21 protein-coding genes and 3 tRNA genes are annotated in these 20,577 nt (G+C 38.9%); 19 read left to right on the forward strand and 5 right to left on the reverse strand.

What is annotated here, in order from left to right; translation table 11 throughout:
• Positions 1–430 precede the first annotated feature (430 nt).
• From F957_RS15720 to pgaD, 7 genes are all read left to right on the forward strand, one after another.
• Positions 431–1,465 carry a CobW family GTP-binding protein gene (locus tag F957_RS15720; protein ID WP_016541199.1) on the forward strand — a complete coding sequence of 345 codons (1,035 nt, stop codon included), beginning with the start codon at positions 431–433 and terminating at the stop codon, positions 1,463–1,465.
• A 54-nt stretch (positions 1,466–1,519) separates the two neighbouring features.
• Complete coding sequence (locus tag F957_RS15715; protein ID WP_016541200.1) at positions 1,520–2,050, forward strand: YaeQ family protein; 531 nt, start codon at positions 1,520–1,522, stop codon at positions 2,048–2,050.
• Between the two features lie 30 nt (positions 2,051–2,080).
• Complete coding sequence (locus F957_RS15710; RefSeq protein WP_004652009.1) at positions 2,081–2,422, forward strand: FKBP-type peptidyl-prolyl cis-trans isomerase; 342 nt, start codon at positions 2,081–2,083, stop codon at positions 2,420–2,422.
• A 365-nt stretch (positions 2,423–2,787) separates the two neighbouring features.
• On the forward strand, positions 2,788–3,189 hold the full coding sequence (locus tag F957_RS15705; RefSeq protein ID WP_016541201.1) for a hypothetical protein: 402 nt from the start codon (positions 2,788–2,790) through the stop codon (positions 3,187–3,189).
• 257 nt (positions 3,190–3,446) lie between these two features.
• On the forward strand, positions 3,447–5,444 hold the full coding sequence (gene pgaB, locus F957_RS15700) for a poly-beta-1,6-N-acetyl-D-glucosamine N-deacetylase PgaB (RefSeq protein WP_016541202.1): 1,998 nt from the start codon (positions 3,447–3,449) through the stop codon (positions 5,442–5,444).
• Between the two features lie 13 nt (positions 5,445–5,457).
• Positions 5,458–6,714 (forward strand): poly-beta-1,6-N-acetyl-D-glucosamine synthase, encoded by a 1,257-nt coding sequence (pgaC, locus tag F957_RS15695; protein ID WP_016541203.1) that lies wholly within the window; start codon positions 5,458–5,460, stop codon positions 6,712–6,714.
• 33 nt (positions 6,715–6,747) lie between these two features.
• Positions 6,748–7,164, forward strand: a complete 417-nt coding sequence (gene pgaD / locus F957_RS15690; RefSeq protein ID WP_016541204.1) for a poly-beta-1,6-N-acetyl-D-glucosamine biosynthesis protein PgaD — start codon at positions 6,748–6,750, stop codon at positions 7,162–7,164.
• Between the two features lie 142 nt (positions 7,165–7,306).
• On the opposite strand, the gene F957_RS15685 is transcribed toward pgaD, so the two are convergent.
• Positions 7,307–7,392: transfer RNA gene (locus F957_RS15685), tRNA-Leu, on the reverse strand.
• A 212-nt stretch (positions 7,393–7,604) separates the two neighbouring features.
• Between F957_RS15685 and F957_RS15680 the strand changes: the two genes are divergently transcribed.
• The 5 genes from F957_RS15680 to F957_RS15660 all read left to right on the forward strand — a co-directional run bounded on the left by F957_RS15680 (position 7,605) and on the right by F957_RS15660 (position 13,668).
• On the forward strand, positions 7,605–9,365 hold the full coding sequence (locus F957_RS15680; RefSeq protein WP_016541205.1) for an alkaline phosphatase D family protein: 1,761 nt from the start codon (positions 7,605–7,607) through the stop codon (positions 9,363–9,365).
• Between the two features lie 321 nt (positions 9,366–9,686).
• Entirely contained in the window at positions 9,687–10,586 is a 900-nt protein-coding gene (locus F957_RS15675) for a helix-turn-helix transcriptional regulator (RefSeq protein ID WP_016541206.1), read from the forward strand.
• Positions 10,587–10,616: 30 nt separating this feature from the next.
• A complete protein-coding gene (locus F957_RS15670; RefSeq protein WP_016541207.1) occupies positions 10,617–11,702 on the forward strand; it encodes a hypothetical protein in 1,086 nt (361 codons plus the stop codon).
• Positions 11,703–11,761: 59 nt separating this feature from the next.
• The gene (locus tag F957_RS15665) at positions 11,762–13,411 is read left to right on the forward strand and encodes a phage tail family protein (RefSeq protein ID WP_016541208.1); all 1,650 of its coding nucleotides are present in this window, start codon (positions 11,762–11,764) and stop codon (positions 13,409–13,411) included.
• Positions 13,408–13,668 (forward strand): YkgJ family cysteine cluster protein, encoded by a 261-nt coding sequence (locus tag F957_RS15660; protein WP_016541209.1) that lies wholly within the window; start codon positions 13,408–13,410, stop codon positions 13,666–13,668. The genes F957_RS15665 and F957_RS15660 overlap by 4 nt, the downstream gene beginning before the upstream one ends.
• A gap of 198 nt (positions 13,669–13,866) precedes the next feature.
• Here F957_RS15660 and F957_RS15655 read toward each other — a convergent pair whose 3' ends face one another.
• Positions 13,867–14,064, reverse strand: coding sequence for a hypothetical protein (locus F957_RS15655; protein WP_016541210.1), 198 nt, complete (start codon positions 14,062–14,064; stop codon positions 13,867–13,869).
• Positions 14,065–14,232: 168 nt separating this feature from the next.
• Here F957_RS15655 and F957_RS15650 point away from each other — a divergent pair, with 168 nt between their 5' ends.
• Entirely contained in the window at positions 14,233–14,418 is a 186-nt protein-coding gene (locus tag F957_RS15650) for a DUF4339 domain-containing protein (protein ID WP_016541211.1), read from the forward strand.
• Complete coding sequence (locus F957_RS15645) at positions 14,419–14,805, forward strand: hypothetical protein (RefSeq protein WP_228129635.1); 387 nt, start codon at positions 14,419–14,421, stop codon at positions 14,803–14,805.
• A 129-nt stretch (positions 14,806–14,934) separates the two neighbouring features.
• On the opposite strand, the gene F957_RS15640 is transcribed toward F957_RS15645, so the two are convergent.
• Positions 14,935–15,020, reverse strand: a tRNA-Leu gene (locus F957_RS15640).
• A gap of 8 nt (positions 15,021–15,028) precedes the next feature.
• Positions 15,029–15,102 (reverse strand) — tRNA-Cys (locus F957_RS15635).
• Positions 15,103–15,254: 152 nt separating this feature from the next.
• On the opposite strand from F957_RS15635, the gene folD reads away from it, so the two are divergent.
• The 3 genes from folD to F957_RS15620 all read left to right on the forward strand — a co-directional run bounded on the left by folD (position 15,255) and on the right by F957_RS15620 (position 17,247).
• Complete coding sequence (folD, locus tag F957_RS15630; RefSeq protein ID WP_004652016.1) at positions 15,255–16,103, forward strand: bifunctional methylenetetrahydrofolate dehydrogenase/methenyltetrahydrofolate cyclohydrolase FolD; 849 nt, start codon at positions 15,255–15,257, stop codon at positions 16,101–16,103.
• A 47-nt stretch (positions 16,104–16,150) separates the two neighbouring features.
• Positions 16,151–16,819 carry a class I SAM-dependent methyltransferase gene (locus F957_RS15625; protein WP_004801487.1) on the forward strand — a complete coding sequence of 223 codons (669 nt, stop codon included), beginning with the start codon at positions 16,151–16,153 and terminating at the stop codon, positions 16,817–16,819.
• Positions 16,820–16,962: 143 nt separating this feature from the next.
• Complete coding sequence (locus F957_RS15620; RefSeq protein ID WP_016541213.1) at positions 16,963–17,247, forward strand: GNAT family N-acetyltransferase; 285 nt, start codon at positions 16,963–16,965, stop codon at positions 17,245–17,247.
• A gap of 61 nt (positions 17,248–17,308) precedes the next feature.
• Here the strand turns inward: F957_RS15620 and F957_RS15615 are convergent, their stop codons facing one another.
• On the reverse strand, positions 17,309–17,731 hold the full coding sequence (locus F957_RS15615; protein ID WP_016541214.1) for a hypothetical protein: 423 nt from the start codon (positions 17,729–17,731) through the stop codon (positions 17,309–17,311).
• A gap of 261 nt (positions 17,732–17,992) precedes the next feature.
• Here F957_RS15615 and glpK point away from each other — a divergent pair, with 261 nt between their 5' ends.
• Positions 17,993–19,507 carry a glycerol kinase GlpK gene (gene glpK / locus F957_RS15610; RefSeq protein WP_016541215.1) on the forward strand — a complete coding sequence of 505 codons (1,515 nt, stop codon included), beginning with the start codon at positions 17,993–17,995 and terminating at the stop codon, positions 19,505–19,507.
• Between the two features lie 51 nt (positions 19,508–19,558).
• On the forward strand, positions 19,559–20,317 hold the full coding sequence (locus tag F957_RS15605; RefSeq protein WP_004652022.1) for a DeoR family transcriptional regulator: 759 nt from the start codon (positions 19,559–19,561) through the stop codon (positions 20,315–20,317).
• The last annotated feature ends 260 nt before the right edge of the window (positions 20,318–20,577 follow it).

The raw sequence follows: 20,577 nt of genomic DNA on the forward strand, positions 1-20,577 counted from the left end.
CGGTTAATCCAAATCTCTCAATTTCGGCATGAGGTTCATGCTATGTGCCAAACCCATTTGCGGCAATATTCTTAACAATCTATTACGACTATCTTAACAATATGAAATATTGCGTGCTGTTTTGTAGCTGCTATGTAAAACAGGATGGAGAAATTAAGGATGAAAATGTATGTAAATATGTTTTTGTGATTAAAAAATAATCGCTAATTTTACGTGTTTTAAACATTAAGTTTGGTTTTCTAAAAAATGCTTAATTGAATAAACCATTTATATTGAATATTTAAATAAGATTTTTAGATTTTAATTGTGATTTATATCACTTTATTTTTGATTGATGGGGTGTGTATCTAATTATGGGTAAAACCATTCTTTATTTTATTTCATCAATTTTTCGCTTTAGAATGAAATAAATTTTTAATGCGAGTCTATCGTGAAGCTTGTTGCTCCGAAAACAGTGCCTACCCATATTATTTCTGGTTTTTTAGGAGCGGGTAAGACCACATTATTGCAGCATTTATTGGCTCAGAAACCAGAACATGAGGTCTGGGCAGTTCTGATGAATGAGTTCGGGCAGATTGGTGTTGATCAGCAACTGATTACTCAGCAACAAGGCTATGCGGTAAAAGAATTGTTGGGGGGCTGCTTGTGTTGTAGCAGTCAATTACCGATGCAAATTGCATTGTCCCGCCTGCTGAGTGATAGCAAACCGGATCGTTTATTTATCGAACCCACAGGTTTAGGCCATCCCGCACAATTATTAGAACAACTGACTGAACCGCATTGGCAGAGTAGTTTGGCTATGCGAGCTTTAGTCATTGTTGTGGATGGTAGTCGCCTACATGACCAAGACTGGGCCAAACAGAATTTATATACAGATCAATTAAAAGCAGCACAAATCGTGGTGTTGTCGCATATCGATTGTATGACCGCAGCAGATCATCAAGCCTATGTGGCTTTAAAACAAGAATATGACACTTATGCCCAGCATTGGATTGAAGCTGAAAATGGGCAAGTACAGATTCAACAATTGGATATTCAGCAGCAACCTGTACAACGTAAGATCCAACCCTTATTAAGATTGCAGCAAACGCAAGCTGTTGAACCGCTGCCTGAAATAAAACAGCTGCCATACCATTATGTGGAAACGACGCAAGGTTATACGGTAGCAGGTTGGAAACTGCCTAAACGCTGGCAGTTTAACTTCTATGATTTGTTGGATCTATTATGTGCTCAACAGGATTGGGTGCGTATTAAAGGTATATTTAATACTGAGCAAGGTTGGAAAAGCTTTAACTTTAACCCGCAGCAGTTTAACTATAAATCGGCTGAGGAAAGCATCGATAATCGAATTGAGCTGATTTGTCAGTCAACACGAGACTGGTTGGCTTTTGAAACACAATTATTGCAGTGTCGTATCAATCCGATTGATGATCAACATGATCAAATCGCACATGCTTCTGGGTAAAATAGAGTATGCTTAGCGCCAAATTTGAGTACACCGTATTGAAGAGTATCGTTTATGGCGCTAAAAGCAACAATATATAAGGCAGATCTGAATATTGCCAATATGGATGAGCATATCTATGCAGATTATCAGCTCACACTTGCTCAGCATCCTTCTGAAACCATTGAGCGTTTAATGGTGCGTATTTTAGCTTATGCGCGTTTTGCCGATGAACGTCTAGAATTTACCAAAGATTTATTTGAAACTGATGAGCCTGCACTATGGCAAAAAGATCTGACAGGGCTGTTAGAGAAATGGATTGAAGTCGGTTGTCCATCTGAAGATAAAGTTAAAAAAGCCAGTGCGCGTTGTAAACAGGTTGCAGTGGTGACCTATGGCGCTCAATCGGATGATTGGTGGCAGAAAAATACCAAGATTAAAACCTTAAGTAATGTGCAAGTATGGCAATTGGCCCCACAAACCACACAAGCACTTGAAGCGTTATGTGAACGCACCATGCAATTGCAGTTGAATATTATGGATGGTGAGTGGACTTTGTTAAGTGACAAAGGACAGGTCGACATTCAGTGGCAACAATTGCAATAATTTTAGTTTGAGTGATGTGGAGAGATAGAAATGAGTGCAGAATTAGAAATCATTGACTTGAAAGTAGGTGAAGGTAAAGAAGCGGTTCGTGGTGCTTTGATCACGACTCATTATACAGGTTGGTTGGAAGATGGAACCAAGTTTGACTCGTCTTTAGATCGTGGCAACTACTTTGAAACTGTGATTGGTACAGGTCGTGTGATTAAAGGTTGGGATCAGGGCATTATGGGTATGCGTGTGGGTGGAAAGCGCAAGTTGATCGTACCTGCACATTTGGCCTACGGTTCACGTAAAATGGGCAAAATCATTCCAGCCAATGCTAATCTGACTTTTGAAATTGAATTATTCGATGTAAAAACACGCGACGAATAACCAGTTTTGATTGAATGAATTGAAGCGGTTTAGTTTTTTTAGGCTAAATCGCTTTAAAATCATAAAGATAAAATAATATTAATAATTGTATAATAAGATTTTGATTTTAAAAACATTTCTTTCATCTGAATTTTATTACAGCCCAAGAAAAATATATTGATTCTGTATACAGTCCTGTATATCTTTGAGTTAAAAGAGCAATTTTTCTATGACCCTTTTTGTTAAAGCATAAATTGGTATTCTCAGGGTGTGAAATATTGTGCTTTAGGTGACGATAGGTTGATGGGGGTAAGTCAGCTATAGTTCATCGATGATAAAAATGTGGCAAAAAGTAATGATAAGAATTTGAGTGAGTAGAGGTCGATATGAATGATTATTTGGATATCACTGCATCAGAACTATTAAGAGAGTTAGATCATTTTTTTCTGATTGATACCCATGATGGCGCCCAGACTGGTTTTTGGGTCAATGAAAAAGCGCTAACGGACAAACATTACTGGATGGATGGTGATTATAAGGTTGAAATCCTCAGGTCTTTACAGCCTTCGCATCAGTATGCACCACATGACTATAAAATCACGCGTTTAGCTGTAGGGGAGAATGACAGCAATGTGGTGTTATTGGATTATGATGGCGTGCATAAAAAAATTCAGAGCTTCCGCCGAGGTGAGTGGGTGAACCGTCTGAATAAATATTTTTATCAAAAAGAGCGCCACTATTTACAGCAGCTCGCAGACCATCCCAACTTTCAATTAATACAGTATTAATCTCGTACTACGACGCTTAAATCCCCCCCTAATTCAAATCTTGAAATAGGGGTTGGGGTACTTACCAAAAAATATTCAATTAAAATGTGATTGATTTCATAAAAAATACATTTAAGTTTATTTTCAGCTTTTAAAATTATAAATACAATCCGTATTTCCAGCTGACCATCAAAAACATCTTATTTGTCCATAAAATTGTAAGATGATGCAGGCATGATCTGCGATCAGCGAATTTCTAATCTTGAGACGATATCTCTATGACAACACGTTTAGTGTCCCCGACGTTAAAAACTTTTTTAGGTCTTGTGTTTGGGGTGGTTGCCAGTACCACAACTTTTGCGGCAAATCCAAAAATCGATGCAACCACATTGACTGTCATTGGGTATCACGAAATTACAGATCGAAAAGATGCACTGATTCCAAGTTATGCGGTCACCGCCAAGCAGTTTGGTGAGCACATCGACTGGCTGAAAAAGAATGGCTATCACTTTATTAATGTTGATCAACTGATCAAAGCACACCAAGGTAAATATAAATTACCAACTAAACCTATTTTGCTGACGGTTGATGATGGCTATCAGTCATTTTATCAAAATGCCTATCCGATTATTCGCGCGAAAAAAATTCCAGTGGTTTTGGCTGTCGTTGGATCTTGGTTGGAGCCAAAAGAGAATCAAAAAGTAGATTTTGGTGGTGAGCTGATTGAGCGTAATAAAATCCTGAGTTGGGATGAACTCAAGGAAATGCAAGACAGTGGTTTGGTCGAAATCGCTAGCCACAGTTATCATTTACACCAAGGCATTAATGGTAATCCGCAAGGAAACTCAGAACCTGCTGCGATTACGCGTATTTATGATCCTAAAACCAAGAGTTATGAAAGTGATGCAGCTTATCAAGCCCGCGTTTATCAAGATTTAAAAAAGAACAATGACCTCTTAAAATCACATGGTTTACGTTCACCACGCGTGATGGTCTGGCCGTATGGTCGCTATAATATGCAGTTGGTACAAACCTCCAAACAGTTGGGGATGCCGATTACCATTACTTTGGATGATGGGGCAGATCATGCCAAGCAATCACTACAAAATATGAGTCGTATTTTGATTCAGGGTAATATGTCAACCAGTGCTTTAGCACAGGAGATTAAGAACCGCGAACTGAATCTCAATGACAATAATCGACCGCAAAAGATTATGCATGTCGATTTGGACTATATCTATGATCCAGATGAGAAGCAGCAAGAACGCAATCTTGATCATTTGATTGATCGTATTAATGGTATGGGCGTGAATACGGTCTATTTACAGGCTTTTTCTGATCCAGATGCTAATGGTTCTGCGGATATGGTGTATTTCCCAAATCGTCATATTCCAATGCGTGCAGATTTGTTCAATCGTGTGGCTTGGCAAATTCAAACCCGTACGCCTGTACAGCGTCTATATGCATGGATGCCATTATTGGCGTGGGAACTGCCTAAAACTGATCCAGTGTCGAAAGATTTAGTGGAAACCCAGCAAGCAAAAGCGGGTGAGCATTTGAATATGGGCTATATTCGTCTCAGTCCATTCTCACCAGCAGCACGACAAACAATTAAAGAAATATATCAGGATTTGGCTAAATCAACCCCGTTTGATGGCTTGTTGTTCCATGATGATGTGACTTTGTCAGATTATGAAGATGCCAGTCCTGATGCGTTGGCGGCATATGCCAAGCAAGGCTTGCCAACAGATCTTGCTAAAATTCGTGACAATGATGTTGATTTGCAAAAGTGGACCGCTTATAAAACCCATTATTTAGATGATTTCGCAATGGAGTTGGCAGGAGAGGTGCGTCAGTATCAGCCATTTTTGGTGACGGCTCGTAATCTCTATGCGCAAGTAGCTTTAAATGCTTATGCGGAAAATTGGTATGCACAATCTCTAGAGCAATCACTAAATCGTTATGACTTTACTGCGATTATGGCGATGCCGTATATGGAGCAATCGGACAATCCTGCAAAATTCTATTCAGACATTATGAATCGTGTGAAGCAGTATCCAAACGGCATTAAAAAGACCGTGATGGAATTACAGGCGGTAAACTGGCGCAATGACCAGAAAGTACCATCTGAAGAAATGGCGGCAACGATTAAGTCCTTATATGAGCAGGGTGCAATGCATATCGCTTATTATCCAGATGATCCGATCAAAGGACATCCAGATGTAGAAACTATGCATAAGGCTTTTGGTCTAAAATCATCTCAATTAGTACCATAGTCGAGTAATGTAGATGAGTTGGATTGCTTTATTGTGGTCATATGCCATTAAATTTGTTTTTTACTATCCATTGTTTATGTCGTATTTATGGATGGTTGGCGCAATTATTTTTTATTGGAAAGAGCGTCAAGATCCTCCCTATCAGCAACCTGCGGCTTTGCCTGAGTATCCCAAAGTCGCGGTATTAGTCCCTTGTTTTAATGAAGGGGACAATGCTGAAGAAACCATTAGCCACGCACTCAAATTGGATTATCCGAATTTTGAGGTGATTGCGATTAATGATGGTAGTTCTGACAATACGGGTGAGGTGCTAGATCGATTGGCGACACAGTATGAAAAATTACGTGTCGTACATCTGGCACAGAACCAAGGTAAAGCGATGGGACTACAAGCGGGTAGCTTGATGACCGATGCAGAATTTCTGATCGGGATTGATGGCGATGCTTTGCTTGATCCACATGCCGCTAAATGGATGATACGACATTTTTTAGAAGATCCAACAGTTGCCGCAGTAACGGGAAACCCGCGTATTCGGACCCGTTCGACTTTACTTGGACGAATTCAAGTCGGGGAATTCTCTTCGATTGTCGGCATGATCAAACGTGCACAACGTACTTTTGGCCGGTTATTTACCGTGTCGGGTGTGATCACGGCCTTTCGTAAAAGCGCTGTTCATCAAGTGGATTATTGGTCACCGAATATGTTGACTGAAGACATCGATATCACATGGAAATTACAACGTGCAGGTTGGGATGTCCGCTTTGAGCCAAATGCTTTGGTGTGGATATTGATGCCGGAAACCCTTAATGGTCTATGGAAGCAACGTCTACGTTGGGCGATGGGTGGCGCACAGGTCTTAGTTAAAAATATTGATGTGTTTTTAAAGCCTAAACTTAATTTTTTATGGCCGTTGATGTTTGAACTATGTTTGACACTCATTTGGTCATATTTGATGCTTATCATGGCGGTGATCTGGTTATTGCACTTTATCTTTGCAATTCCAGCTCTTGCGGTGGTGAGTTCACCATTTTTACCATACGGTAGTGGAATTTTATTAGGTGCGACCTGTTTAATTCAGTTTGCTTTAAGCAAATGGATGGATAGTCGTTATGAACCAAACCTAGGGAAAAATTATTATTGGATGATTTGGTACCCGTTTGTGTTTTGGTTGATCACAATTACTGCTACAATCGTCGCCTTTCCAAAGGTGCTGTTGCGTAATGATGAGAAACGTGCCCGTTGGATTAGCCCAGATCGTGGAATTCGTTGAATCGAAAAGATTCATTTTGCTGAGTAAAAAGCAATGAAAGCAGATAGCTTGATTATTGATGTACGTCGCCAGCTCCCATGGCATAAACGTTACTTCTCAACCACCACCACTGCAATGATGTGGGCGGGTTGGTTACTGTTATGGCGTCCATTTATTTTAGTGTGGGTGTTGGTTGAATTACAAAAGACGCATATTGCTCAACGTTTGATGTCTGCATTTAGTGATGGCATTGAGCATGGTGTCACTGCATTATTTATGTGCGCGGTTGCATTATTGTTGTGGGGATTGTTGCCTGCTAAACGTGTGCATAAAAAGCATGCTGTTGAAAAGACCTTACCTGATTATGCGCGTTATTTCGAATTACCGGAGCAAGAGATTCAGGTAGGACGTCAGCAGAAGATCAGCATTGTTCATCACGATGAGAATGGTAAAATTATTCGCGTAGAGTAATTACTTATTATTCTAAATCAAGAATATCGAATGCCTTAATTTTTGAATTAAGGCATTTTTTATGCTGGGTCTTAAATTTCAGGCATAAAAAAACCAGCTTTCGCTGGGTTTTTATTTGCACCATCTTTCACTAGTTGGAAGATGGTGCCCGAGGCCAGACTCGAACTGGCACGCTTTGTGGGCGGGGGATTTTAAATCCCCTGTGTCTACCGATTTCACCACTCGGGCATGTGCGCAATAATAGAGGACACTTTAAACCTTGGCAAGAGCAAAACTTGCTATTTGCTTTCTTTTCAATCAATTCATGTGCTTATCTGATGAAAATTAAGCATTGTCATCATATTTTCATGATTCTTTCATCGAATTGAGATCAAAGCTTCATCTAAGCCCATTAATTTCAATCATTTACTTATAGTGATAAAATTAAGGTAGCTATCCAAATGACAGCAAAAATTTCACGACGGGAACTCATTCAAAAAAGTCTATTCGGTTTCGGGGCGTTGTCTTTATCTGCGGGATTTACAGGCTGTAATGACAGTTCAGATCAAGAAACAGCAACATTGCAAGTGAGTTTTGAACATGGGGTTGCCAGTGGTGATCCTTTACAAGATCGCGTGATCTTGTGGACCCGCTTGACGCCAAGCGAGAGTAGTGCCCGTCTGCAAGTGACATGGGAAATTGCTTTAGATCAGCAATTCAAACAAATCATTAAAACCGATAAAGTTACAACGGCTGCAGCGCAAGATTTTACTGTAAAAGTGGATGCCACAGGCTTAAAACCAGATCAGTCTTATTTCTATCGGTTTATCTTCGGCGATAAGGTTTCACCTGTCGGACAAACCAAGACATTGCCAAGCAGTGCGACAAAAGTCAGTTTTGCGGTGTGTTCATGTTCAAACTATCCAGCAGGTTATTTCTATGTGTATCGTGAAATGGCCAAGCAAAATGTTGATGTAGTTATTCATCTGGGGGACTATATTTATGAATATGGTGCAGACGGCTATGCAGCAGAAGATGCGGCTAAACTGGGGCGTACACTTGCAGCTGACAACAATAAGGAAATCATTAAACTAGATGATTATCGCAAACGCTATGCGCTCTATCGTAAAGATAAAGATCTACAGGCATTGCATCATCGTCACCCATTTATTGTGATTTGGGATGATCATGAACTTGCGAATGATGCATGGCGCGATGGGGCTGAAAATCATCAGCCAAACGAAGGGCCATTCCTTGATCGTAAGCTCGCGGCTTTACAGGCTTATTTCGAATGGATGCCAATCCGTCCTGTCGATGATCAACATACCAAGATTTATCGCCAGTTCGATTTTGGTAATCTGGTTCAATTAACGATGTTGGATACGCGAATTATTGCGCGTGATGAGCAATTGGACTATGCCAACTATATGACAGCGAATGGTTTGGATATTGCAAAATTCCAGGCAGATTTGACCAATCCAGCACGTACTCTAATGGGCTATACCCAACGTGATTGGCTGATTGGAAAACTGCAACAGTCGACAGCAAACTGGAATGTGCTTGGTCAGCAAATTCTAATGACTAAGATGTTGGTTCCTGCTGAGCTGCTGCTTGCTTTGGCTGAAATTACTGCGGGTAATCCAAGTACAGATACCTTAAATAAGATGAATGCCCAAATCACTGAATTAGTAAAATTGAAAATTCGATTATTACAAGGTGATCCGACTTTAACAACACAAGAAAAAGCACGTGTTCTGACGGTTGCACCCTATAACTTGGATGCATGGGATGGTTATTTTGCTGAGCGTGAGATTGTGTATGCTGCTTTGGCCCAATTAAAGAAGAAAGTCGTGGTGCTGGCGGGAGATACGCATAACGCATGGTCATCAAATTTATACAGTAAAGATGGTGCATTCGTTGGGGTAGAGTTAGCAACCAGTTCAGTGTCTTCGCCAGGCTTAGAAAAATACTTAAATATTCCATTGGCACAGTTGCAACAGTTTGAATTTGCATTTACGACTTTGATTGATGAGTTGAATTACTGCAATTTAAATCAAAGAGGCTATTTGATTGTTCAATTTGATACTACTCAAGTGCAATCACAATGGATTTATCTGGATTCGATCAAAAAGCCTGAATATGTGATTGATAAAACCCGTGGTTATCAATTGAGCTTGGATAAAAACTTATTGCCATTGAAAACAGGGCAGCAAGTCGCGTAGTTATTTTGTTGTGGCTAATTCATTATTCGATGAATTAGCCATTTTAATCTATATTTCTCTTAGATCTTATAGTTGTTCCCATTAATTGTCATAAAGTGACTTTATTGTTCTAAATTTGGCAATAACTGCTGTTGTCCTTCAAAAAAATAATAAAACTAAAAATAATTAATTAATCAGTATAATATCAGTTTTATTTTAAGCGGAATGATTTATAAAAATTGAGTGAAAAAATAAAAGATATTAATTCTGAGTGACACAACCTGTCAGAGTAATGTGAATAATAAGCATAGATTGAGTAAAACCAAATAAGCTAGGTAAATAATGGCAAAAGTTTCTGAAAAAAGTGGGCAACTAGCTGAGCGTTTAGCGAAGATTTTAGTCAAGTTAAATAGTGGGATGAAACTTGATATTAAAACATTAGCAGATGATCTGAACGTTAGTGAACGTACTATTTTCCGTGATATTGGTCGTTTAGAGTCAGCAAATTTAGTTTTACTGCGAGATGACCAACAGCGATATTATCTAGACTCTAAATCAATGGGGCTGTTTAAACAAAAAGATATTAAAGTCTTTGCTCAGATGTCAGGTATTCATAGTTTATATCCAAATTTGGCTACACCATTTTTAACTAAGTTGTTAAATCAGGGGCAACTTACCTATGCAGCAAAGGGGTATGCTCATGAAGATTCAAGTAAATTCGAACATCTATTAGATATATTGTCAGAAGCAATTGAAAAGAAGCAACAAATTGGTTTTCTATATAATGGAGAGTCACGTGTCGTAGAACCTTATCGTTTAATTCATCATCATGGTAGTTGGTATTTAGCAGCAGTAAGAAAAGGGCAATTGCGGACTTATCGTGTAAGTCGTATCAACAAATCTTATGAACAACACCATTTAGAAAGATTTGAACATAATCCAGATGTATTAAAAAAACTTGAAGATGAAAATAGTATTTGGTTTGGACAAGAAAAAATTGAGGTTAAATTAAAAATCCATGCAGATGTTATATCACATTTTAAGCAACGGAAACTTTTGCCTGAGCAAGATGATAATCTGATAGAACGAGAAGATGGCGGCTGGGATGTTTCTTGTAAAATCAGTCATGCAATGCAGCTTTTGCCTTTAGTACGGTATTGGATTCCACATGTGGAGATTATAAGTCCTGATTATTTACAGGATGAGTTGGAAGCTGATCTAAAAAAATATTTAGCTCGGTAAATATTAAAGTTAAACTGATAGGAGAGGTTTATGCCATTACCATTTATTTTAGCAGGTGCTGCTATCGCTGCTGCAGTTGGTGCAAAAAAAGGGTATGACGGTTATCAAGACAAAAGCCGTGCAGACAATATTATTGAAGAGTCAAAAAAACTCTATCGTAATAAGAAGGATGTATTTGATGTTGTTAATAATAATACTAGTCAAGCCTTAGAGAGTTTGGGTGAGCTTGAACTTAAAATAGGTGAAGATTTTGATAAGTTTGATCGGTTAGTTGAAGAGATACTTCGTAATAATAATTTTCAGAAATATGGAAATACTAAAATTGAACTTCCGAAGCATAAATTGAATCAAATTAAGGAGGTTGCAATTAGTGCAACAGATTATTTGAGAACGGCGGTAGGTGGTGGGGTATCTGGTGCCGCAGCTGGATTTGCTGTGTATGGTGGGGTAATGGCGCTAGGTGCAGCCTCCACAGGGACACCAATAGCAGCTTTGTCTGGTGCAGCTGCATATAATGCAACAATGGCTGCAATTGGAGGAGGCTCTCTAGCTGCTGGGGGGTGGGGAATGGCTGGCGGGGCAATGGTTTTAGGTGGGGCTGTAGTTGCACCTGTATTGGCTGTGGCTGGTATTGCTTATGCGATACATGGTTCAAAAGCATTAGAAAATGCGCAAGATGTTAAACAACAAATTGCTGATGCTGTGGATAAAATGGATAAAGCAAAAGAGCAATTATTCAGGGTAGAACAATATGCTCAGAAAATTGCATCAGAATTAGAAAGAATATATGTCATTTTTCAAGAGTATTTTGAATTATTGAAGGATGTAAATGAAATTGTAAAAAATGGTGATGAAGAAAAAATTAGAAATCTTACCGCTACTGCAAATTTATATATTCAAAATGGAATCATACTCGCTGCTATTATGGCTAAGCTTATTTCGACACCATTATTTAAGGTCAAAAGAGATTTTGAAGGTGGGGCTATTTTAGGTAATGATAATTTGCCTCAAATTCAAGTTGATGCAGATGGTATACAGATTTTAGATAAAGCTAGATTGGATAAAGCTTTGGAAACAGCAAGTGAAGATTTTTATAATTTTAAAAATCCTCGTTAATTAAAAATAATCATGCATCCTTTATTTTTATAAAGTAAAGGATGACTTTGGATGTTGGTATGGTAGCACAGGTATTTGATTGGTCAGAAGAAATTAATAAAGTTGTGACTAAAAGTTTAGTAACGACTTTTGGTCTAGATTTTCTATTGTTAGAAGATAAAAAAGGTGGTGATGTTGATACTATTCATAATGTTAGGCAGGGGATATGGGCAACAGAGCAAGAAATGCAAAATTATGAGTGTCGAGGAAAATACGATTCAGAGGCTTATCATCGGCATGCAAACTATATAGAAACAAATAGAATAAATAAAGAATTACAAAAATCTGGTGAACTTAAAGATGCCTACAGAAATAATAAAACATTTGCTTTTCAAAATAAGCAAGAAAAAACAAACTTAGACCATGTTATTGCAGCAGTTGAAATTCATAATGATGCAGGTCGAGTCCTAGCAGGGCTTGATGGAGTGGAGCTCGCAAATAAAAGCTCAAATTTGTGTGTAACTGGAGAAACAATTAATAAGGTAAAGAATAAGCATTCCATTACAGAGTTGCTAGGAGATGGGAAACCATTGCAACAATCTATAGCAAGTCGTGAGGTGAATATCGAGAAGTTAAAAAACAAATTAGAGAGTATGCCGCAAGATTCATCACAACAAAAACATGAGTATCAACAAGCGTTGAACACTCTAAAAGTACAGCAAGAACGATTAGAGCAATTACTGCAAGTTAATCCTGATACTATGAAAAAGGTAGATGCAAAAGCAAGGGCTGAAAATGAAAAACAGATTAATTCATATTATACAAGCTCGAAATTTTTTAATGCAAGTATAAATGCAGCAGGTGTAGCTGGAATTAAGATGGGGCTAAGAGAGTCTCTTGGTCTTGTTTTTGCCGAAATTTGGTTTGAACTTAAAGAACAGATACCAAATATTTATGCAAAGTATAAAAAGATTGAATTTAAAATTCTAGATTTTTTAAATGATTTGAAAGAAACAATAATCAATATTGTTGAGCGAGTGAAGATAAGATTTAAAGATCTTTTATTAAATTTTGGAACAGGTACAATTTCTGGAATATTTTCTAGTATTACGACGACAATATTAAATATATTTTTAACAACCACAAAAATTTGGGGGAAGATGATTCGTGAAACATGGTTGAATATAGTTAATATTGCTAAGTTAGTTTTCTTTAATCCTGAAAACTTAAGTACAGGCCAACTTGCAAAAGCAACTTTTAAAATTTTGTCGGCGAGTATAGGTGTTGTTGCAGGGATGATAATTCATGAGAATCTAGTTGTATTAGAGGCACTGCCTTTATTAAGTGCAGAGATTCGTGGGTTTTTTACAGCTCTTGCAACTGGTATTATTACCTTGGGTTTGAGCTATTTTATTGAACAAAGTCCTATTATGTTAAAGTTTTGGGAGTATTTGGATGGATTTAAAACAAAATATGAACGGACTCTTGATCATTTTAAAGAAATAAATACTGAACTAGATCGATATATATTTGAGTTAACTCAATTAGAGTTTGGACTAGACCTTAATGAATTATCACAATTTGCATCTCAGTTAGAGCGAAAAAGCTCAGAATTTGAAAAAAATCTAGTGTTGAAGCAAGAAGTTGAAAAGCAAGGCATCGTTTTGCCATTTGAAACTGGTAATCAGGATAGCACAACAAATTGGTTATTGGGGTTAACTAGAGAATGAAACCGTTTCCATGTACTCAATGTGGTGCATGTTGCCGTCATGTCAATTTATCTGAATTGACTGCTTATCTAGATCGTGGTGATGGTGTTTGTCATTACTACGATTTAGATACACGTTTATGTGGTATATATGAGAATCGACCAGAAATTTGTCGAGTTGATGATTATTATAAAAAATATTTAAAAGAGCGGTATGTTTGGGATGATTTTATTGAGTTAAATTTGATCGTATGTAAACAATTAAATGAGTTGGATTAAAATTAAATCTATGGTTTTTGATTTTCTAATAATTTTAATTAATCATTTTTTAGAGCTGATAAATCAATCTGCTGAAGTGGAATTGGCTGAGGCAATAAAAAACTGAACGATTGAGTTTGGTTTTAGTTAGACTTTAGCTAAAGGCTGTATGTACTCAGATAATAGATTTTAGATTTAATTTCTTGCCTTTGAGATGATTTAAACGGTAAGCCACTCCTTACGAATGTTAGTGACTTGATCATACTGATTTAAATCAAATGTGACTTTAAACCCCAACTTTAAATCGATGTCTTCTCGCCATTCTTCACTAGAGAATTGATAGCGAACAGAATTTTCATCAATAACTATGCCTGCTTTATTCAAAGATGAATAATGTAAAATAAGTCCAATAATCATGATTTTCTCTTTAATTGGTGTTTAATGTGGCGTATTTATAAATAAAGAGAATGACAGCTAGTGTCATTTTAAAAATTAAATATAAAAATAAGAAAAATATTTAATACTGACATAAGCTGTCAAACAGCTTGTACATATTCAATCTGTAACTTTTATAGGAAGCAGATAATGGAAAAAAATCTTAATCTTGAAGAAAATTTGGCTAATGAATGGTTTTATGAAAAGAATGGGGAGCGTATAGGGGCAATTTCACAATCACAAATGATTAATCTTATTCAAACAGGAGGGTTGCATCGAGACACTGTGGTATGGAGAAAAGGTTTAAAGGATTGGGTGTTTTTAGAAAAAACTTAGTTGAATCAATTTGTTGATAATACTCTTCCACCTCCATTAACTGGACAGCATGTAAATAATACCATGGTGTGGGTATTGGCTTTTGCACCTATTTTAGGGCTATTTCTTGAATATTTTGTCGCAGGCATATTCTCTGGGGGCAATGTTGAATTAGCGACTTATAAAGTAGAGGAGGGCTATTATTTTGTAATTACCATTGCCTTAAATATTATGCTTTCCGTTCTAGATGAGAAACGGTTGGACAAAGCTGGGGTGAAAACAGAAAAATTTAAAGGTATGGTGTGGTTAGTGCCTGTGTATTTATTCCAACGTGCTAAAGCGCTAGATCAGAGTCTTGCTTATTTTATCGTATGGATTGTTTGTTTTATCGTGGCAAACTACAGCTAAAACTGAAAATGAACAATTTACCATGAGGCTGCTTAGGTTGCCTCTTTTAGATTATTGGGGAATATTCAGACATAAAAAAACCAGCTTACGCTGGATTTTTATTTGCACCATATTTCAGTAGCTGAAATATGGTGCCCGAGGCCAGACTCGAACTGGCACGCTTTGTGGGCGGGGGATTTTAAATCCCCTGTGTCTACCGATTTCACCACTCGGGCTTTACCAATGGAGGCGGAGGTCGGAATCGAACCGGCGTACACGGAGTTGCAGTCCGCTGCATGACCACTCTGCCACCCCGCCATCTCTTGGTGATGCACATATTAGCAACCTTTAAAAAAAAAACAATAGTGTTTAGAGCGAATATGCACATAAAAACAACATCTAAAAGAATATTGCTCAAATTATCATGTATTATTTACGCAATTGATTCATACCCACTTTGGAGATGCGCTGTGGCATTGGTTTTAGACGGTCGTGCATTAGCAAAACAAATTGAAACGGATTTGTTGGTACGTGTAGAAGCATTAAAAGCAAAATCGGGGCGTACCCCAATCTTGGCAACCATTTTGGTTGGTGATGATGGTGCATCTGCCACTTATGTGCGTATGAAAGGCAATGCTTGTCGCCGTGTTGGTATGGACTCGCTTAAAGTTGAGCTTCCAAAAGAAACCACAACTGAACAATTATTGGCTGAAATTGAAAAATTAAATGCTAATCCTGATGTGCATGGCATCTTATTGCAACATCCAGTGCCAGAACAAATTGATGAAAGAGCCTGTTTTGATGCGATTTCATTGGCAAAAGACGTCGATGGCGTGACGTGTTTAGGTTTTGGTCGTATGGCAATGGGAGAAGCGGCGTATGGTTCAGCAACGCCAGCTGGCATTATGACCATTTTGCAAGAAAACAAGATTGAAATTGCAGGTAAGCATGCTGTCGTGGTAGGCCGCTCTGCTATTTTAGGTAAGCCAATGGCGATGATGCTTTTACAAGCCAACGCCACTGTGACGATTTGCCACTCGCGTACTCAAAATCTGCCAGAATTGGTTAAACAAGCCGATATTATCGTTGGTGCAGTCGGTAAAGCTGAGTTGATCCAAAAAGACTGGATCAAACAAGGTGCTGTTGTGGTTGATGCAGGTTTCCATCCACGTGATGGCGGTGGTGTCGGCGATATTCAATTGGTCGGTATTGAAGAAATCGCATCTGCTTATACCCCAGTGCCGGGTGGTGTGGGGCCGATGACAATCACGACTTTGATTCGTCAAACTGTAGAAGCTGCTGAAAAAGCATTAGCGTAACGATTAATAACCCCTCGTTAAGAGGGGTTTTTTAGAATTCAAAAAATATGAGTTGCACTTTTCAATTTGCCAAAGCACCTGAACATTTGTTACAGGCCTTGCATCAGGTGATTCCCAATACTGATTTACTCGCACAGCAGTTACCTGAAACGCCGATTTCACTGTGGTTAATTCCGCCAGTATTTCCAACAGACCGCTTAGATGATGAAGTGATTCGACGGATTTGGAATGAAACACCGTATTGGATTTTTTGTTGGGCTTCTGGTCTGGCAATGGCGCAATGGTTGTTGGCTGAGCCGCATCACGTTAAAGACAAGGTTGTGTTAGATTTTGGTGCTGGATCTGGTGTCGTTGCGATTGCGGCAAAAATGGCAGGTGCTAAACGCGTCATTTGCTGTGATATTGATCCCGTAAGTCTTGCATCATGTCGTGAAAATGCCTTGCTGAATGATGTTGAACTCGAGTATCTAGACGATTTGTACCAGTCAGAACAAGTTGATGTGTTATTGGCGGCAGATGTACTGTATGACCAATCCAATCGTTTCTTTCTGGATGAGTTTTTAAAATTTGCACCTGAGGTTTGGGTCGCGGATAGTCGAGTCAAAAACTTTAGTCATCCTCAATATCTAAAAATTGATGAGCGTAGCGCAAGCACTTGGCCAGATTTGGATGAAGCCAAAGAGTTTAGAAATGTTAGTTTTTACCGAACCAAATAATACGCCTCAGTGAAAAGCTATATTGTATTGAGGTTATCAAATCTCAACACACTCTGTTCAGTATGCGTGCTAAAACATTCAGACGAAATAAACAGATAGCCTTTGGGCTGTTATAGAGAAGAATGTTTAAAAAAGGAAGGTGTATGAGTATCCAGCAGACTGATGATGGGAAACATGGTGCATTTAAGCTGTTTGAGGGCGAGGTGCTCGCAGGTGAAATGGCTTATACATGGGCGGGAGACAGTATGCTCATTATTGATCATACCGATGTGAGTGATCAATTTCGTGGGCAAGGTGTCGGACATAAGTTGTTAAAAGAGTTGATTGGTTTTGTGCGTGAACGTCAGGTGAAAGTCATTCCTCTATGCCCGTTTGCAAAATCGGTGTTCGATAAAGATCTTTCGATTCATGACGTATTGAAAGGCTAGGCTGAGTTGGATGTATTCTCAATGATGGAATACATCCATTTTTATTGCTCAAGTCATAAAATTAAGAACAGGTATAGCGAACCACTTTGAGAGTGCTTGGACGTGCTTCAAGTGCCTGACGGGTTGCATAGCCTTCACTATTATTTAAATCGGGTGAGTTCGATAAGCCAAATGTTGCGCGGCTATTACCGATTTTTACGCCGTATTGCTCTTGTTGGGTTGGGTTAACGATCTCATTGACACTCAATACTGCAAGTTTATAGGTCTTGTCTGCACCTAAAATTTGCTTGCAGGCATGTTGTAATTTCTTTTCATCTAAATCGCTATTGCTCCGTGCCGCGAGAGTATAGGCAACAGTCGCGGAAGTGGCTGTTTTATTTTCGATTTGATAACCCGTTGTGCCATTGTATTGATGTGGACTGCTTTGACAGGCTGCAAGAACAAGAGCACCGCTCATAATTAACAATAAATTGGTTTTTTTCATATCAATGATCCTGTTATTTCTGGTTTTAGTATCGCATAAAATAAGTTTTTTATTGTGAGGAATCTTTAAAACACAGGCTATTCATCGTTTTTTAGCTTCAAATATCAAGAAAGAATTTTCGTTTTCGAACAATTTTGCATATAATCTGCCAAGTTTTTTATTTAATACAGAAGTCATTGCTTTTTTGTAGTATTTGAGCCCGTTTTTTAACGGGCATTTAATTTATTGCACTATACATAAGCAAGTCTGGATAGGTATGTCATGATCTCTACAGATAGTCAAAAGAAATACGTGGTTGCATTTGACCAAGGTACAACCAGTTCACGTGCGATCGTATTGGATCACGATGCGAATGTCATCAGTATTGCTCAGCGTGAATTTACGCAAATTTACCCACAACCAGGTTGGGTTGAGCATGATCCAATGGAAATCTGGGCGACACAAAGCGCCGTATGGGTTGAAGCTTTAGCGCAAGCAGGTATTTCTAGTGAGCAGATTGCAGCAATTGGAATCACTAACCAGCGTGAAACCACTGTGATTTGGGATAAGCAGACCGGCAAACCTATTTACAATGCAATTGTATGGCAAAGTCGTCAAAGCAATGAAATTTGTAATCAACTGCGTCAAGACGGTTGGCAGGCTTATGTTCATAAAGTCACTGGTTTAGTCCTTGATCCATATTTTTCTGCAACAAAAATTAAGTGGATTCTGGATCGTGTTGAAGGCAGTCGCGAACGTGCAGAACGTGGTGAGTTGCTGTTTGGTACGATTGACACCTGGTTGTTGTGGAAATTGACCAATGGCCAAGTGCATGTCACTGACTATACCAATGCATCTCGCACCATGTTATTCAACATTGAGACTTTGCAGTGGGATGACAAGTTACTTAAAGCACTGAATATTCCAAAAGCGATGTTACCTGAAGTGCGTAGTTCTTCAGAAATCTACGGTTATACCCATACCATTAGCGGACAAGAGATTGGGATTCCAATTGCAGGTATTGCTGGTGATCAGCAGGCTGCACTCTTTGGACAAATGTGTGTAGAAGTGGGGCAAGCAAAAAATACCTATGGTACAGGTTGCTTCCTGCTTATGAATACAGGTAAACGCATTGTTCAATCTGATCATGGTTTACTGACTACAATCGCCTGCGGTCCACGTGGTGAAGTGAATTATGCACTGGAGGGTGCGGTGTTCAATGGCGGTTCTTGTGTGCAATGGTTGCGTGATGAGCTGAAAGCGATTAATGATTCGCACGACTCTGAATATTATGCAACTAAAGTAAAAGACAGTAATGGGGTTTACGTCGTTCCAGCCTTTACGGGCTTAGGTGCACCGTATTGGGATCCAACAGCGCGCGGTGCGATTTTGGGGATCACCCGTGGCGTCAGCATCGAACATATTATTCGTGCCACATTGGAGTCGATTGCTTATCAAACTCGTGATGTGCTGGATGCCATGCAGCAAGATTCGGGTGAGAAATTGCGTACTTTACGTGTCGATGGTGGTGTAACTGCGAATAACTTCTTGATGCAGTTCCAAGCCGATATCATGGGCACTTCAGTAGAACGTCCAGCGATGAAAGAAACCACAGGCATGGGTGCAGCATTTTTGGCGGGTCTGGCGGTCGGTTTCTGGTCGGATTTAAATGAATTGAAGAGTAGAATGACCATCGAAAATACCTTTACCCCAGAGTGCAGTCAGGATGTGACTGAAAAACTCTATAAAGGTTGGTTAAAAGCAGTCGGACGTACTCGTGATTGGGCGGAAGATTAAGTTAAAATAACCCCAATTAAAGATGACTAAAACAACATAGGATGGATGAGCATGAGCTTGATACTACGCCAACAGAAAACCCTCGAATTAGTGAGAGAGCGTGGCTATATTAGTATTGAAGAGCTTGCTCAGCATTTTGATGTCACGCCGCAAACCATCCGTCGTGATATTAATCAACTGGCCGATGAAGGCTTACTTCGTCGTTATCATGGTGGTGCAGCGCATGATTCAAGTGTGGAAAACACGGAATATACGATGCGTGTTGGCCATATGTTGGAACAAAAAAGAACAATTGCAGCCGCAGTGGCTGCAGCTGTTCCCGATTATGCCTCTTTATTTATCAATATTGGTACTACTACGGAAGCCATTGCTCACGCATTGCTGAATCATACGGGTTTGCGGATTATTACCAATAACCTCAATGTCGCTAAAATCCTCAGTACCAAAGAAGATTTTGAGGTATTGATTGCCAGTGGGCGTGTCCGTCCGGATGGTGGGGTGATTGGTCAGGCGACGGCAGACTTCTTTAAGCAGTTTAAAGCGGATTATGCTTTAGTCGGCATTAGCGGCATTGAAGAAGATGGCACCCTGCTGGATTTTGATTTCCAAGAAGTGTGTGTCTCTCAGGAAATTGTTTCCAGTGCCCGACAAGTATTTCTTGCTGCGGATAGCAGTAAGTTTGGTCGTAATGCCATGATTCGTTTGGGCTCACTCAAGCAAGTCGATTGTATTTTTACCGACCAACAACCAAATGATGAATTTATGAAAACCATTCGCGATTTAGATGTTGGCTTGATTGTTGCCCAATAAATCTTCATTTTCGAAAAATTGTTACTTTTCTTGAGTCAGAACTATTTGGCTCAAGTCTTTTCAAATAAGAACTAAGCGCTAAGCATCAGCCGCCTTCATATTGAAAGATTCTCTTTGTTTTAATGCTGCTATTTTCAGTTTTGACCATTTATCTAAAAATGCCTAGAAATTGGCATTTTTTTGACGTTTTTTTATTGTTTGTTTTCATTTTACATGTTTAAATGTTCGTTATTGAACAATAATGAAAATTTGCGGTGACT

It is taken from the genome of Acinetobacter gyllenbergii CIP 110306 = MTCC 11365 (genome assembly GCF_000413855.1).
In the GTDB taxonomy this organism is placed as follows: Bacteria; Pseudomonadota; Gammaproteobacteria; order Pseudomonadales; family Moraxellaceae; genus Acinetobacter; species Acinetobacter gyllenbergii.